The organism is Bradyrhizobium sp. FW305-F6 (genome assembly GCF_058782905.1).
Genome location: NZ_JBYSYD010000002.1, coordinates 545,401 through 561,870, shown reverse-complemented (window position 1 = coordinate 561,870; position 16,470 = coordinate 545,401). Strand labels below are relative to the sequence as shown.

Sequence of the window (16,470 nt, the reverse complement as noted above, 5' to 3'; positions counted from 1 at the left end):
GCAGCGCGACCGATGCAGTTCGAACCGAAGCGATATCCGGGCAGGCTGGAATACGCCGATTCCACACCCTGAGATGACAGGAGCGCTGCAAAGCTCTCGCTGCGTGCACATCTGAATGGAATCCGCTCGCGCGGGACCTGCGATGAGCCTGCCGGGCGTGCGCTTGATGAGAAGATGGATCTTCCGCGGCGGCGGCGATTGCCGGCGATGACCATTCCAGCGCCAAGTGTTGTTTAGCCTTCATGTAACAGACATATCGTTATGCAACATGAATTACGATACTTGGTGAGTTTTCCGTTACGGGACCGTTCGCCGCCGTCTTGGCCTGCTCCCGGGGAGGGTTCGCCGCAATCATTCATGAAGCTCCGTCTGGTGGGCGGCAACAAGGAAAACAATCATGACCGACGCATTGGCTGCTGGCTCAATCGCATTCACCGGCTTCAACGCAGACGGCGATGACGGCCTCGCCTTCGTCTCGTTCTCCGACATCAAGGCCGGTACCGTCATCCATTTCACCGACAACGCCTGGAACGGCTCGAGCTTCGCCTCCGACGAGAGCGTCTGGAGCTGGACTGCGACCACCGACGTCGCTGCCGGGACGATTATCAGCATGAGCGGTCTTGGCGCCGGCGGCAGTGCTTCGTCCAATATTGGAACCGTGGCGTTTGACACCGCCAACATGCGCGATATCGCCGACCTCAACGAAGTCATCTATGCCTATACAGGCGACGCTTCCAATCCGGTATTTCTGACCGCCATCACCAATTCCATCTTCAACGCCAGCCTCGGACGAGGCACGCTCAATGGCACCGGCCTCACCAACGGGGTCAACGCCAAGCAAATGTCGACCAGCCCCGACATCGCCGTCTATGTCGGCGACCGGTCGAGCCTTGCCAGTATCGAGGACTACAAGAAGAGCATCTACGCCACGGCGAACTGGCAGCTGCAGGGTGGCAATGACGACCAAAGTCAAGACGGCACCACCCCCGATCTGCCATTTTCGACCCAGGCCTTCACCGCCGATCCGACCGCGCAAAAGATCGAGTTCGCCTCCGTCACGGCGAGCGTCACCGAAGGCGATAGCGGCGACACGGTGCTGACGCTGACGTTGACCCGCATCGGTTCGACCGCAGGTGTCACGACCTTCTCCGGCACGGTGGGCAACGCGTCCGGCATGTACGGTTACGCCAACGCCGACGATTTCGGCGGCGTCTTGCCGACATTCAGCGGCAGCTTCGCCGACGGCGCCTCGACCGCGACCGTGACGCTCCATATCAGCGGCGACACCACCTACGAGCCGGACGAGCATTTCTTCGCCAGGCTCGATGCGGTCGCGAGCGCCGGCGGCCTTATCTATATCGGCGACAAGGCGGTTGTGGACACTACGATCGTCAACGACGACCCAGTCCAGTTCTTCGGCTTCGCCGAGAATTCGCTGACGGTTTCGCAAACGGAAGGCGATGCCGGCGACGTCAGGACCTTCACCTTCGTGGTCGAGCGGACCCACGGCACCGACGGCGATCTTTCGTTCAGCGGCGTGATCTCGTCTGGCTCCGCCGATGCTGCCGACTTCGGCGGCACGGCGCCGTTGACGTTCTCCGGCGTCATCAAGGCCGGCGAGAGCACCGCCACCGTCACCGTCACCACCAGCGGCGACGTCACGCTGGAAGGCAACGACAGTTTCGCCCTGCATCTGACCAACGCAAGCTCCAGCACCAACACCACCATCGTCCTGACCTATATCGACGCGACCGGTGTCATCGTCAACGACGACCCGCTGCACGTCGGCGCCGGTCAGACCATCACGTCGCCGCTCACCCTCGCCGACGGCGACCACCTCACAGTCGACCAGGGCGGGGCGCTCGCCGTTCCGGATCCGCAGGATGGCTCCAACGCCGGCGCGATCGTCTGGTCGGGCGGCGCAGTGATTGTCGACAATGCCGGTGGCATCGGTCTCGATGGTACGAACTACCACGTGACGAGCGCCAACGGCGTGACCGGCTCGTTCGCGTTCAACAATGCCGCGACCGGCGTGACCTGGGGCAGCATCGGGTTTCGATACCTTGGTTCCGGGTCCGTCGTCACGGTGAACAATGCCGGCCTGATGAACGGGGGCGTGGGTTACGCGCTGGACTTCACCGATGTCGGCAAGGATTCCACGGTCACCGTCAACAATCTCGCCGGCGGCATCATCACCAACAGTCAGGCCAGTTCCGACGTGGTGCGCGGCGGCGCCAACATGCTGCTCAACAATTCCGGCATCATCCGGTCGGCGGTGGACGACACTGCCAACGGTTACTATGGCGGCGATGCGGTCGACTATACCGGCAGCGTCGGCGGGATCGTGCACAACTTCGCCGGCGGCTTGATCGAGGCGTCCCGCCACGCCGTCACCAACAAGAAGGGCATCACCGTCATCAACGATGCCGACGCGACCCTGATCGGCCGCAACGGCTCCGGCGTCAACATCGACAACGACGCGACCATTGCCAACACGGTCAATATCACCAACCGCGGCACGATCATCGGCGCGTCCGCCGGATACGACGACAGCGATGGTGATGCGATCGACGCCGACGGGTTGGTCAAGCTCGACAATTACGGTCTGGTCGCGGGCGTGGGCGCCAACGGTTATCACAACGGCGAGGTCAACGTCTCCGAGGGCGCAGCCATCGGCGGCGGCGAAATCAACAATTATGCCGACGGGTCCATCTATGGCTACGGACGCGCGATCCAGGTGGACGATTCCTCGAACGGCGCGGCGCTCGGCGCGACCACGATCTACAATGAAGGTTTGATCTGGGGCGAAGGTCACGGTCCGGAGGGCGTCGATCCCGCCGACGCGGCGGCGATGAACGCCCGGATCGCGGGCCGCGAGGCCATCGACATCCTCGGCAGCTTCGCCGACACCATCACCAACAAGGGCACGATCCTCGGCGGCATCTTTACCGATGGTGGGGCTGATCTGCTTGACAACAGCGGTCTGATCGTGGCGAGGGGCGGGGCGGCGATCGATCTCGGTGACGGCGACGACACCTCCACCAACAGCGGCATCGTCTCCGGCGACGTGTTGTTGGGGGCTGGTGACGACGTCCTCAATCTCGTCACCGGCTCGACGATCGCAGGCCTGATCGATGGCGGCGACGGCACCGACACGATCAACCTGTCCGGCGACGGTCTCGGGAGCGTCGGGGTCGTCGCCAATGTCGAGAAGCTGCTGGTCGAAGGCGGCACCTGGTCGGTGGCCGACAGCGCGCGCGGGTTCTCGAATATCGTCATCAAGGGCGGCGCCGCAGTGGCGTCGGCGATCCAGATCAGCAACACCGACACGCTCCAGATCGAACAAGGCGGCAAGCTCGCAGCGCGGCTGGACTTCACCAACGATGCCTCCAATACGACCAGCATGCTGGCGCTCGACAACGCCGGCGAGATCTCCGTAACGGCGGTTACAGCGGTCGCGCTGCAACTCTCATCCCCCGACACGAAGGTCACCCTCAGGAACGCGGAAGGCGGCGTCATCCAATCGGGAGCCGGCAGCAGCAAGGCGGGTACGATCAATGTCGGCGCCATCCCGGCGATCGCGCCTACGGCCGATGTCCAGATCGACAATGCCGGTCTGATCGCCAGCGGTGGCGTGGCAATCTACGCCAATAATTTCGGCGGCGACGAGTTCGTCCTGAACAACTTCGATACCGGCGTCATTCGCGGCGGCGCCGCGGGGGCGACACTGGTCGGCTGGATCGACACCGTGAACAATGCGGGGCGCATCGAGGGCGGGCTCGACGGCTTCAGCTACGACCGCAATCCGAACGCCACGTTCAACAACCTCGCAGGTGGCGACATCGAAGGCAATCGCCATGCCATCACCGGCAAGGGCGGCGCCAGGATCGACAATGCGGCCGGAGCCACCATGGTGGGCCGCAACGGTTCGGCCGTGAACGTCGACAACAACGCCTCAGTCGCGAACACCGTCTATGTCACCAACCACGGTGTCATGGACGGCCGCTCGGCGAACGCCGCCGACAGCGACGGCGATGGAATCGATGTCGACGGCCTTTTGGCGCTCGACAATTTTGGCCAGGTCAGGGGCCTCGGCGCCAACGGCTACCACAATGGTGAGGCCAACGTCTCCGAAGGAGTTGCGATCGGCGGCGGCATCATCAACAACTATGCGGGTGCAACGATCTACGGTTTCGGCCGTGCGATCCAGGTCGACAACTCCGCGAACGGCCCGGCTTCTGCAGAGACCACTATCGACAATGAGGGCCTCATCTGGGGCGACGGCTTCGGACCGACCGGAGTTTCCGAGGGTGACACGGCCGCGATGATCGCCAAGATCGTCGGCCGCGAGGCGATCAACATCGTCGGCAGCTTCGACGACACCATCACCAACAAGGGCACGATCCTCGGCGGCGTCTTCGCCGACGGGGGGGACGACACGCTGATGAACAGCGGTCTGATGGTCGCGAAGGGTGGCGCGGCAGTCGATCTGGGCGGCGGCGACGATAGCTTTACCAACAGCGGCATCGTCTCCGGCGACGTGTTGTTGGGAGCCGGCGACGACACCATCAACCTCGTCGCGGGCTCGACCGTTTCGGGCATCGTCGACGGAGGTGCCGGCGGCGACACTCTCATCCTGTCTGGCATGGGGGAGGGAACGCTGGGCAGGGGTACCGGTATCGAGAACGTCGATGTACAGAGCGGCACCTGGGCGATCGACAACGATGGCAGCTTCGCCGATGTCACGGTCCAAAGCGGTGCCGCGCTCGTCGTGCGGGGCGCGATCTCGTCGGGGATCGTGGAGGGGGGCGCCGTGCTCTCGGTCTTCGGCCGCGCCGACAATGTGACCTTGCATGGCGAGCAGGCGGTTCAGTCCGGTGGTGTTGCCACTGACACGACGATCGAGGCGGGCGGCGAGCAGCGCGTCATCAATGGTGCCGCGGCGAACGGCACCACCATCGAGGGCGGCACGCAGCACGTCTACGGCACCGCCGACGACACCACTGTCGGCGCCGCCGGCCTGCAGCACGTCAATGGCAGCGCGACAGACACCGTGGTCAATGACGGCGGCGAGCAGAATGTCTATGCGGGTGCGACGGCCATCGGCACGACGCTGAACACGGGCGGCCTTCAGATCGACTGGGGCACCACGATCGCAACTACCATCGCGGGCGGCAGCCAGTACGTCTATGGCATCGCCGCCGACACGGTGATCCTGTCCGGAACGCAATATGTCGGGGTTGGCGGCGCAAGCTACGGTGCCCTGATCGGGAGCGGCACGCTGCACGCCTTTGCCGGCGCCTCGGTGCACAACGTGACCTTTGCGGGGGCGGATGCCACGCTGGTGCTGGACCAGGCTTCCGGCTTCAGCGGCTTCCTCTCCGGTTGGCAGGACGGCAATCAACTGGATCTCGGCGACATCGAGTTCGGCGAAACCACGACGATCGCCTACGTCGCCAACGACGGAAACACTGGCGGAAAGCTGACGGTTTCCGATGGCTCCCACTCGGTGTCGCTGGCGCTGCTCGGCCAGTACACGGCGGCCGACTTTGCCCTGGCGAATGACGGCCAAGGCGGCAGCCTGATCAGCGATCCCGGCGGGCAGGTGCAGACCCAGCTCGTCGTAGCGCATGCCTGACCACCCGGCGCCCCGCGATCATCCCGCGGGGCGCTGCTCCAGGCCTGAAGCCCGGGGCACGCGGGACCTGCCAGGTCAGCTATCCTGACCATCTTTTGGCGTTGCAGATGCGGCCGTTTCTCGTCTAGAAATGACCCGACTGAGCCTCCCGGCAACCAACCGTCAACGGTTTTGGCCGAGGATTTGGGGCTCAAAAGGGTTCGGCAATGCTGATTCGCGGCCAAATCGAGGGGATTTCGGGGGAGGTGGCTCTGGCCACCGCCACGATCCCGGCCGCGCTGCTGCCCACCCTCCTTATTGGCGGCCTTCTTCTTACTTGCCCCTGAGGGCCGGCTGGGCGCCATGCGCCTGGGCGCTCAGGGGTTGGTCGAGATCACCGGACACCTCCAGCGCCCAGCCAAATGAACGGCGCGAAAGCTCAAAAGGAAATTTGCAATGGCCCCCGCGAACAAGTCCGACAAGGACCGCGTCATCATTTTCGACACCACGCTGCGCGACGGCGAGCAGTGCCCCGGCGCCACTATGACCTTCGAGGAGAAGCTCGAGGTCGCCGAGCTGCTGGACGATATGGGCGTCGACGTCATCGAAGCCGGCTTCCCGATCACCTCGCAGGGTGACTTCGAAGCGGTCAGCGAGATCGCCCGCCGTTCCAAGAACGCCGTCATCGCCGGCCTGTCCCGCGCCCATCCGGCCGACATCGACCGCTGCGCCGAGGCGGTGAAATTCGCCAAGCGCGGCCGCGTCCACACCGTGATCGCGACCTCGCCGCTTCACATGCGGGTGAAGCTGAACAAGACCCCGGAGCAGGTGATCGAGACCTCGGTCGCCATGGTCGCGCGTGCCCGCAACCAGATCGACGACGTCGAATGGTCGGCCGAGGACGGCACCCGCAGCGAGATGGATTATCTCTGCCGCATCGTGGAAGCCGTCATCAAGGCCGGTGCCACCACCGTGAACATCCCCGACACCGTCGGCTACACGGTGCCGGAGGAATACACCCACTTCATGAAGACGCTGATCGAGCGCGTGCCGAACTCGGACAAGGCCGTGTTCTCGGTGCACTGCCATAACGATCTCGGCATGGCGGTCGCGAACTCGCTGGCCGGCATCGTCGGCGGCGCGCGCCAGGTCGAATGCACCATCAACGGCATCGGCGAACGCGCCGGCAACGCCGCGCTCGAAGAGATCGTGATGGCGATCAACGTTCGCAACGACAAATTCCCGTACTGGAACAGGATCGACACGACGCAGCTCACCCGCGCCTCGAAGGTGGTGTCGGCGGCGACCTCGTTTCCTGTCCAGTACAACAAGGCCATCGTCGGCCGGAACGCCTTCGCGCATGAGAGCGGAATCCACCAGGACGGCGTGCTGAAGGACGCGTCCACCTACGAGATCATGCGGCCCGAGATGGTCGGCCTGAAGCAGTCCTCGCTGGTGCTCGGCAAGCATTCCGGCCGTCACGCCTTCGTGCACAAGCTCGAGGAGATGGGCTACAAGCTCGGCCCGAACCAGCTGGAAGACGCGTTCACGCGGATGAAGGCGCTGGCCGACCGCAAGAAGGACATCTACGACGAGGACATCGAGGCGCTGGTCGACGAGGAGATGGCGGCCTCCCACGATCGCATCAAGCTGACCTCGCTGACGGTGATCGCGGGCACGCATGGCCCGCAGCGCGCCACCATGAAGCTCGACGTCGACGGCCAGATCAAGATCGAGGAAGCCGAGGGCAACGGTCCGGTCGATGCGGTGTTCAACTGCATCAAGCGCCTGGTCCCGCATGAGGCGAAGCTCGAACTGTACCAGGTCCATGCCGTGACCGAAGGCACCGACGCGCAGGCCGAAGTCTCGGTGCGGCTGTCGCAGGAGGGCCGTTCGATGACCGCGCGTGCGGCGGATCCGGATACGCTGGTGGCCTCGGCCAAGGCCTATCTCGGCGCTCTGAACAAGATCGTCATGAAGCGCCAGCGCGACACGGTCACGACGGCCGCTGCGAGCTGACCGCAATCCCGGACGGTATGGGACGCGGCGCCATGGCGCCGCGTCCCTTTCTTTTGCGCCTGCATTTGCGCAACTGACCTGTATCGCAATAAATATGTTATTAACATGTCACGTTAACATTTCATTAACCTCAGCGTCGCGCGCCTTGCCCCGCCGCTGGAGAATTTGAAATGGCCTTGAGTGCTGGTTCCATCGCTTTCACCGGTTACAACGGCGACGGCAACGACAATCTGTCCTTCGTTGCCCTGACCGACATTCCACAGGGCACGGTGATCAACTTCACCGACAGCAACTGGAACGGTACCAACTTTGCCTCGGGCAGCAATTCGGAAAGCACCGTTGCCTGGACCGCGACCAGCGCGATTCCCGCCGGCACCGTCATCGACATCAACAACATCGGCAACGGCACGTTCGGTGCCAGCGCCGGCACGGTCACCTTTACCAACGCGAACAATACGGGCCTGTCGAACGACAGCGAGGTGGTCTACGCCTATGTCGGGTCGGCGAGCGCGCCGACCTTCCTGGCCGCGATCTCCAACGTCGGCTTCGGTACGTCCGACGGCACGCTGACCGGCACCGGTCTCGTGGCCGGCCAGACCGCCATTGGTTTCACCGGCGGCCTCGACATCATGGGCTACAACGGACCGCGCTCTGGCCTCGCCAGCTTTGCCGATTACCTTGCCGCAATCGGCAATACCGCCAACTGGAAGACCCAGAACGGCAGCGGCAATCAGAGCACCGACGGCACCGCGCCGGACGCGCCGTTCCCGACCACTGCGTTCACGGTGGTGCCCCCTTCCGTGCAGTCGGTTTCGTTCTCGCCGGCGGGCGTGTCAGTGACAGAGGGCAATAATGGCACCAAGGTCCTGACCTTCACGGTCGTGCGTAGCGGCGGTACGACCGGTGCGATCAGCTTCTCCGGCAGTTTTGCCGCCGGCGCGACCGATGCTGCAGACTTTGGCGGCACGCTGCCCAACCCAACGTTCACCGGCAGCATTGCCGACGGCGCGAACTCGGCCACGATCACCATCACGATCTCCGGGGACACGGTCGCGGAGCCCGACGAAAGCTTCACCCTGACGCTGACCGGCGCCAGCAATCCCTCGGCCACGGTCACGATCGGCACGGCCACGGCGACCGGCACCTTGCTCAACGACGACGGCAGTATCGTCTCCGGAAACTCGTCGACCCCGATCACACTTGCCAACGACGATCATCTCACCGTCCTCGCCGGTGCGACATTGTCCGCGTCGACGCCGGTGACCTGGATCGGCGGCAGCACGACGCCCGGCGCGCTGATCGACAATCTCGGCATCATCACCGGCAGCAACCGCGCCGTCCACACCAGCGGCTCGGTGAGCGGCAGCTTCACCATCAACAACGAGGCGGGCGCGACCATCACCGCGACCAAGGACGCGGTCAAGATCTCAAATCTGGTGTCCGGCACCTCCGGCACGTTCACGGTCAACAACGACGGCACGATCTCCTCCACCGGCACCGGCAGCGATGCCGGCCAGGCGCTCGACCTGGACGACGTCAATTCGAGCGGCGTCAATACCGTCATCAACAACGCGGCGACCGGGGTGATTTCCGCCGCCGATGCCGACGCGTTGCGTCCAGGCGCCAATGCCACCATCAACAATCACGGACAGATCGTCAGCCACAACGCCTCGGCCTCCTCCTCGGGCAACGACGCGATCGATTTCCAGTCGGTCAACAGCGGCGGCGTGGTCAACAATTTCGCCGGCGGTGTCATCGAAGGCGCGCGCCACGGCATCACCGGCGATCAGCCGATCACCGTGAACAATGACGGGACGATCACGGGCGCGGCCGGGTCCGGCATCAACCTGGACAGCGCGCCGGCTACGACCACCGCCGTCACGAACCATGGCACCATTACCGGAACCTCAGTCGGCGGCGCGGATGCCGACGGCATCGACATCGATGGCCTCGTGTCGATCGACAATTTCGGCACGATCCAGGCGGTCGGGCTGGTCACAGCCGCGAACGGTCTCAACGAGGCACTCGCGATCGGCGGCGGCATCGTCCACAACCAGGTCGGCGGCCTGATCGCCAGCGACCAGCGCGCGATCACGGTGAACGACAGCGATGACGGCAGCGCCTTCGGCGCCATCACGATCATCAACGACGGCACGATCCGCGGTAACAACGGCGAGGCGATCTCGATCGTCGGAGCGTTCGACGACAGCATCACCAACACGGGCAGCATCTTCGGCAGCATCGCACTCGACGGCGGCGACGATACGCTCGTCAACGGTGGAACCATCATCGGCGACGCCATGATGGGGGAGGGGGACGACAGCATCACCAACACGGGCAGCATCTTCGGCAACATCGCGCTGGAGGGCGGCGACGACACGCTCGTCAACGGTGGAACCATCATCGGCGAGGCCATGACGGGGGAGGGGGACGACAGCATCACCAACACGGGCAGCATCTTCGGCAACATCATGCTGGACGGTGGAGACGACACCCTCATCACCGGTGGAATCATCACCGGCGATGCCATGATGGGGGAGGGGGACGATAGCATCGACATCCTCACGGGTTCGGTGGTCACAGGCACCATCGACGGCGGCGCCGGCATCGACACGCTGGAATTGTCCGGCAGCGGCTTCGGCTCGTTGCTCGGCACGGTGGTCGATGTCGAGAAGCTCGATATCCGGAGCGGCGTCTGGCGCGTCGAGGACGCCGCCGGCTATACCGAGATCACGGTCGAGAGCGGCGCGGGCGTCGCGCTGGAAGGGACGGCCACCGGAATGGTGGTTTCCGCCGGCGCGTCCCTGTGGGTGTACGGTTCGGACACGGATTCGGTGGTTTCCGGCAACCAGTATATCCAGAGCGGCGGATCGGCCCATGGCACAACGGTGGCGGCCGGTGGCGAGCAGGACATCCGTGGCGGCGGTCTTGCCGGCCAGACCACGATCGACGGCGGCACGCAGACCGTGTTCGGTGTCGCGACCGATACCACGATCGCGAACGGCGGCATCCAGCACGTCCACAACAACGTCTTCTCGACCATCGTGAATGACGGCGGCGACCAGAATGTCTATGCCGAGGGCAGCGCCACCGGGACCACCATCAACGCCGGCGGTGTCCAGATCGACTGGGGCTTCACCACCACCACGACGATCAGCGGTGGTTACCAGTTCGTGTTCGGATCGGCGAGCCTGACGACGATCAATTCGGGCGTGCAGACCGTTCAGGGCGGCGGGACAGCGAGCGACACGACGATCCATAGCGGCGAACAGAACGTCTATTCCGGCGGGAACGCGATCAACACCACGATGGACGGCGGCAGCCAGGCGGTCTACGGCGGTGCAACCCAAACCATCATCGGCAACGGCGCCATCCAGTATCTTCACGGCACCGCTTCGCTGACCACGGTCAATGCGGGCGGCAAGCAGAGTGTCTATGCGGACGGCTTTGCGACCGGGACTACGATCAATGCCGGCGGCTATCAACTCGATTGGGGCACCGCCAGCGGTACCGTCGTCAACGGCGGTGTGCAATATGTGTACGGAAGCGCGATCGGGACCACCGTTCTGGCGGGCGTACAGCACGTGCAGTCGGGCGGCAGTGCGGACGACACCACGATCGGCGCGGGAGCACTGACATTTGTGCATGCGGGTGGTACGATCGACGACGTCGTCTTCGGAGGTCCCGACGCCGCGCTGGTGCTCGCTCAGGCCTCGAGCTTCACCGGCACCATCTCCGGCTGGCAGGACCATGACAGCATCGCTCTCGCTGACATCCTGTTCAACGACGGCGTGACCTCGCTCAGCTATGCGGCGAACGGCGACAACAGCGGCGGCACACTGACGGTATCGGACGGCACGCAAACCGCGACGCTGAGCCTGCTCGGCCAGTACAGCGCGGCCGATTTTGCATTGTCGTCGGACGGTCATGGAGGCACGCTGATCAGCGACCCCGGCGTGGTTCAGCAGAGCCAGCTCGCACCGGCCCTGCACGGCTGACCCCGGGAGGTGGCGGCTATCCGCCGCCTCAAGGAACCCGGGTGGGCGAATCTGGCCGGTCGCATGGGCCCCGGTGGCGGCCCCTGCGAAGGGGCCATAGCGCCCCGGCCGAGTTCGGGATAAAAGCTGCTCCCAACCAAACAAGCCGGGGCTCGCGCGCGCCCGGCAAAACAGGGGAGGAAGCATGCGGAATTTCATCTGGGCTGCGGCATCGATAGCCACGCTGGTGCTGAGCGGGCCGGCGTTGGCCCAATCGCCTGTCATCATCAAGTTCAGCCACGTCGTCGCCACCGACACGCCGAAAGGCAAGGGCGCGGAGAAATTCAAGGAGCTTGCCGAGAAATACACGGGCGGCAAGGTCAAGGTCGAAGTCTATCCGAATTCGACGCTCTACAAGGACAAGGAAGAGCTCGAGGCGCTCCAGCTCGGCAGCGTGCAGATGCTGGCGCCGTCCAACTCCAAGTTCGGGCCGCTCGGCATCCGCGAGTTCGAGGTGTTCGACCTGCCCTACATCCTGCCCGACCTGAAGACGCTGCGGAAGGTGACGGAAGGGCCGCTCGGCACCAAACTGCTAAAGCTGCTGGATGCCAAGGGCATCACCGGCCTTGCCTATTGGGACAACGGCTTCAAGCAGATGAGCGCGAACAAGAAGCTGATCACGCCCGCCGACTATCAGGGCGTCAAGTTCCGCATCCAGTCCTCGCGCGTGATCCAGGCGCAGTTCAAGTCGCTCGGCTCGCTGCCGCAGGTGATGGCGTTCTCGGAAGTCTACCAGGCACTCCAGACCGGCGTTGTCGACGGCCAGGAGAACACCTGGTCGAACATCTACACCCAGAAGATGCACGAGGTTCAGAAGTACATCACCGAAACCAATCACGGCTATATCGGCTACGTCGTGATCGTGAACAAGAAGTTCTGGGACGATCTGCCGGCCGACATCCGTGATCCATTGTCGAAGGCGATGAAGGAGGCGACCGAGTTCAGCAACGCGCAGTCGCAGAAGGAGAACGACGACGCGCTGGCCGAGATCAAGAAGAGCGGCAAGAGCGAGATCATTAAGCTCACGGCCGATCAGGACGAGGCGATGCGCAAGGCGATGGAGCCGGTTTACAAGGAGGCCGCGGGCCGCATTGGCCAGGGGCTGATCGACGAGTTCCTGAAGGAAGCCAAGAGCACGACGAACTGATCGTAACGAACGATGAACGAAGGCTTCCGTGCGGTCGGCACGGAAGCCTTTTCGTTGCGAATGATTTCCGATGTGCGGTTGGCGGTAAAATCGGCCGTTACATCTTCGTAACCTCGTGCTCCCTGTCCAAGTTGTAAGTTGCGCGTCCGCCGCGCTGCGCTCATCCTCCGGGGCATCCTTCTGGAGGAGGTCCGCATGAAGAAGTTCACCATCGCAGCCATCGCCGTGCTCAGCATCGCCGGCTCGGGCGCGGTCTATGCTCAATATCATCGCCCGTGGATGGAGCACGTCCGCCACACGCGCATGAACCCCGAGGACCGGGCTGCCTTCGTCGATGCCCGGATTGCCGCCGTCCACGCCGGACTGAAGCTGAACGCCGATCAGGAGAAGCTGTGGCCGCAAGTCGAGACCGCCGTGCGGGAGTTCGCCAAGCTGCGCATCGACCGCGCCAATGCGCGGATGAATGCCGGGCCAGGTGATAGGTCCAGGGATGGCGACACGTCGCGGGATTCCGGCAAGCCTGAGGATCCGATCGCCCGCCTGCGCCAGCGCGCCGAGGACATGGGCGCCAGCTCCGCGGCCCTGAAGAAGATCGCCGATGCCGCCGATCCGCTCTACAAGACCCTGGACGAGGGCCAGAAACGGCGCCTCGCCGTGCTGACTCGCCACCGCGGCCCGTTCGGCGGCGGCGAAGACGGCCCGCGGCACCACCGTTTCATGGAGCGCATGGATCGCATGATGGAGCGGGGCATGGACCACTTCCACCATGACCGTTTCGACCGCGACGGCGGTCCCGACCGAGACCGGGACGGCCGGCTCTGAACGGGCCGGGCTTCCAAGCCATTGACCCTGGCGAAGTCGCTGGAATCCGGCGGCTTTTCGCTTTCCGGGATCCGTGGACGAAGCCTTGGAAAACTTGCGTCCGATCGCTTGCCAGACCCGGATCGCTTTGCTAAACGACCGGCCTCGCAAGGCTTTGACCGCCTTTCGGGCGCATAGCTCAGTTGGTAGAGCAGCTGACTCTTAATCAGCGGGTCCCAGGTTCGAGCCCTGGTGCGCCCACCACCCCAGGATAGTGGCCCGCAAGGGGCTTTTTTAAATTCCTGGGCAGAACAAACCGGGGCTCGTGCGACGTTTCAATGGTCGCACGCCGTGCGACGAGTCGGATAATGGGGACCGAAGCTCGTCCACACTTTAGCACGAGGCTCACCGGTCTGCGTTTCAGGTCTTCATGCCTTCCTTCCGCGCACCTGCAATTCAAGCCTGTCGATACGGAATCGGCGCGAGCCGCGTTGCGGGCGCTGTAGTGCTTCACGATGGTATGCGCGCTTCGGTATGAATGTCCAGTGCTGTCGCAGATCGTTAGCAAGCCTCGCTACTCTCGGCTTATTAAGCGAAAGTCTTGGCGAAGCAAAAGAACTATAAAGAAGCATTCCTCGCCGCGCGTAGGGAATTCGGCTTCTTTGGAGTACGAACAGATGCCCCGCGTTTAACGCGTCGGACATTTGTCGCCGCCTTCGGGGATTCAAGATAGATGCGAAACTGATGCGGCGAGCCAACCCTCGCATCATCGGGGCGCAGCGGACATCCACGATGAAAGCTCGCGCGACGTGCTCGTTCAAAAGTTCGGTGCCTCGATCTCACCGGTGCGGTAGCACGCCGCAAAATGATCGGGACCCGCAATTTCAAGGAGCGGCAGTTCATCCCGGCACTTATCTATCGCGAACGGGCAACGCTGGGCAAAACGACACCCTGGCGGCGGATCGACCGGGCTGGGCGGGTCGCCGTTGACGAGATAGCGTTGTTTGAGCCGGTCGCGCAGCGGACCGGGCGGCGCCGCCGCGGAGATCAGTGACCAGCTATAGGGGTGGCGCGGCGCCGAGAATAGCACCGGAGCCGGTGCCTGCTCGACGATCTTGCCGAGATACATCACCGCGATGTCGTCGCAGAAGTGCTGGATGACGCCAAGATCGTGCGAGATGAAGATGTAAGTGAGGCCGCGTTCGCGCTGTAGCTTCTTCAGCAGGTTCAGGATCTGTGCCTGGATCGCGACGTCGAGCGCGGAGACGGCTTCGTCGCAGACGATCAAATCGGGCTCAGGCGCCATTGCGCGTGCGATGCACAGGCGCTGGCGCTGACCGCCGGAGAACTGATGCGGGAACAGCTCGGTAGCCTGCGGCGACAGTCCGACTTCTTCGAGCAATTTCCGCACGCGGGCTTCGCGCTCCTTCGGGGAGCCGATGTTCAGGAGATCGAGAGGTTCGCGGATCAGCTCGCCGGCACGGCGGCGCGGGTCCAGTGCCGAGAACGGATCCTGGAAAACAATCTGGAATTTGCTGCGCGCCAGCCGTAGCCGCTCTCCACGGAAGTCGGCGATATTCTCACCATCGAATACGATCTGGCCGGATGTCGCAGGGATCAGGCGCATCACCGCTTGCGCGGTGGTGGATTTGCCGGAGCCGCTCTCGCCGACGATGCCGAACGTCGTTCCGCGGCGGACACGGAAGCTCACTCCATCGACCGCATGAACTTTGGAAGGCGGGCCGAGTATGCCGCGGCGCCCAGCCGGGAAATGCACGACGAGATCGTTGACATCGAGCAGCACATCGGTCCGATCCTCTGCGGGGCGTGTAAATGCGGGAAGGCCGCCGCTCATGGCGCGATCTCCCGATGACGCCAGCACGAGACGGCCGCGTGGGCTTCGACGCTCTCGAGCGGCGGCTGTGGCTGCGTGCGGCAGACATCACCGGCAGAGGCGCACCGTGGCAGGAAGGCGCAGTCAGGGCCGCGCGCGCCTAGCGGCGGCACCATGCCGGGAATTTCCTCGAGCTCCAGTTGCGTGTTGCGCGTGGCCGGGCCGAGCTGCAGATGCGGCACGCAGGCCATCAAACCGCGCGTATAGGGATGCCGCGCATGAGAGATCACCTCATGCGATGTGCCCTTCTCGATACAGCGGCCGGCATAGAGGACGGCCACATCGTCGGCGAGCTCTGCGACGGCGCCAAGGTCGTGGGTGATGAGCACAATGGAGGTCTCGGTTTCGTCCTGCAACTGGCTCAGCAGATCGAAGATCTGCGCCTGCACGGTGACATCGAGTGCGGTGGTCGGCTCGTCGGCGATCAGAAGCTTCGGTCGGCAGGCCAGCGCCATGGCGATCATGACACGTTGACGCATGCCGCCGGAAAGCTGATGCGGATACGCATGCACGCGCTTCTCGGCCGCGGGAATCTGCACTGCCTTGAGAAAGTTGATCGCCTGCTCGGTGGCGTCGCGGCGGCCGAGCTTGCGGTGCTGCCGCAGCACTTCGCCGATCTGGTCCCCCACGGTGTAGAGCGGGTTCAGCGCGGTCATCGGCTCCTGGAAGATCATCGACATCTTGTTGCCGCGCAGCCCGCGCAATTGCGCGGGCGTGGCTGCCAGCACGTCGCCGCCGTCCAGCATGATGCTACCCGACGTCACGATGAAATCCTCCGGCAGCAGGCGCATGATGGCCAGAGCGGTCATGCTCTTGCCGCAACCGGATTCGCCGACCAGCGCCATGGTCTTGCCCTGTGCCACGTCGAACGACAGGTTCTCCAGCACGGGCACGAAACCGTTGCTGCCTCTCATCGAGACGCTGAGGTTTTGCACGGAGAGGACAGGTGGCAGAA

Annotated in this window: 7 protein-coding genes and 1 tRNA gene; 6 read left to right on the top strand and 2 right to left on the bottom strand. The window is 64.0% G+C overall.

Features of this window, described 5'->3' with window-relative positions:
* Nucleotides 1–397: 397 nt before the first annotated feature.
* From AC3WLX_RS13960 to AC3WLX_RS13935, 6 genes are all read left to right on the top strand, one after another.
* A complete protein-coding gene (locus AC3WLX_RS13960; protein ID WP_492336370.1) occupies nucleotides 398–5,638 on the top strand; it encodes a beta strand repeat-containing protein in 5,241 nt (1,746 codons plus the stop codon).
* A 435-nt stretch (nucleotides 5,639–6,073) separates the two neighbouring features.
* On the top strand, nucleotides 6,074–7,636 hold the full coding sequence (locus AC3WLX_RS13955; protein WP_492336369.1) for a 2-isopropylmalate synthase: 1,563 nt from the start codon (nucleotides 6,074–6,076) through the stop codon (nucleotides 7,634–7,636).
* 170 nt (nucleotides 7,637–7,806) lie between these two features.
* Nucleotides 7,807–11,634 carry a beta strand repeat-containing protein gene (locus tag AC3WLX_RS13950; RefSeq protein ID WP_492336368.1) on the top strand — a complete coding sequence of 1,276 codons (3,828 nt, stop codon included), beginning with the start codon at nucleotides 7,807–7,809 and terminating at the stop codon, nucleotides 11,632–11,634.
* A 184-nt stretch (nucleotides 11,635–11,818) separates the two neighbouring features.
* Complete coding sequence (locus AC3WLX_RS13945; RefSeq protein WP_291618604.1) at nucleotides 11,819–12,820, top strand: TRAP transporter substrate-binding protein; 1,002 nt, start codon at nucleotides 11,819–11,821, stop codon at nucleotides 12,818–12,820.
* 195 nt (nucleotides 12,821–13,015) lie between these two features.
* Nucleotides 13,016–13,642, top strand: coding sequence for a Spy/CpxP family protein refolding chaperone (locus AC3WLX_RS13940; RefSeq protein ID WP_492336367.1), 627 nt, complete (start codon nucleotides 13,016–13,018; stop codon nucleotides 13,640–13,642).
* A 167-nt stretch (nucleotides 13,643–13,809) separates the two neighbouring features.
* Nucleotides 13,810–13,885 (top strand) — tRNA-Lys (locus AC3WLX_RS13935).
* A gap of 553 nt (nucleotides 13,886–14,438) precedes the next feature.
* Here AC3WLX_RS13935 and AC3WLX_RS13930 read toward each other — a convergent pair.
* Both AC3WLX_RS13930 and AC3WLX_RS13925 read right to left on the bottom strand, forming a co-directional pair.
* Nucleotides 14,439–15,476: an ABC transporter ATP-binding protein gene (locus AC3WLX_RS13930; protein WP_492336366.1), complete on the bottom strand. Its 1,038-nt coding sequence runs from the start codon at nucleotides 15,474–15,476 to the stop codon at nucleotides 14,439–14,441.
* Nucleotides 15,473–16,468: an ABC transporter ATP-binding protein gene (locus tag AC3WLX_RS13925; RefSeq protein WP_492337287.1), complete on the bottom strand. Its 996-nt coding sequence runs from the start codon at nucleotides 16,466–16,468 to the stop codon at nucleotides 15,473–15,475. The genes AC3WLX_RS13930 and AC3WLX_RS13925 overlap by 4 nt, the downstream gene beginning before the upstream one ends.
* Nucleotides 16,469–16,470: the final 2 nt, after the last annotated feature.

What these genes read in the sequence shown, in the direction of transcription:
- AC3WLX_RS13950 (WP_492336368.1), top strand. Translation starts at nt 7,807, where the DNA reads ATGGCCTTGAGTGCTGGTTCCATCGCTTTCACCGGTTACAACGGCGAC.
- AC3WLX_RS13960 (WP_492336370.1), top strand. Translation starts at nt 398, where the DNA reads ATGACCGACGCATTGGCTGCTGGCTCAATCGCATTCACCGGCTTCAAC.
- AC3WLX_RS13945 (WP_291618604.1), top strand. Translation starts at nt 11,819, where the DNA reads ATGCGGAATTTCATCTGGGCTGCGGCATCGATAGCCACGCTGGTGCTG.
- AC3WLX_RS13930 (WP_492336366.1), bottom strand. Translation starts at nt 15,476, where the DNA reads ATGAGCGGCGGCCTTCCCGCATTTACACGCCCCGCAGAGGATCGGACC.
- AC3WLX_RS13955 (WP_492336369.1), top strand. Translation starts at nt 6,074, where the DNA reads ATGGCCCCCGCGAACAAGTCCGACAAGGACCGCGTCATCATTTTCGAC.
- AC3WLX_RS13940 (WP_492336367.1), top strand. Translation starts at nt 13,016, where the DNA reads ATGAAGAAGTTCACCATCGCAGCCATCGCCGTGCTCAGCATCGCCGGC.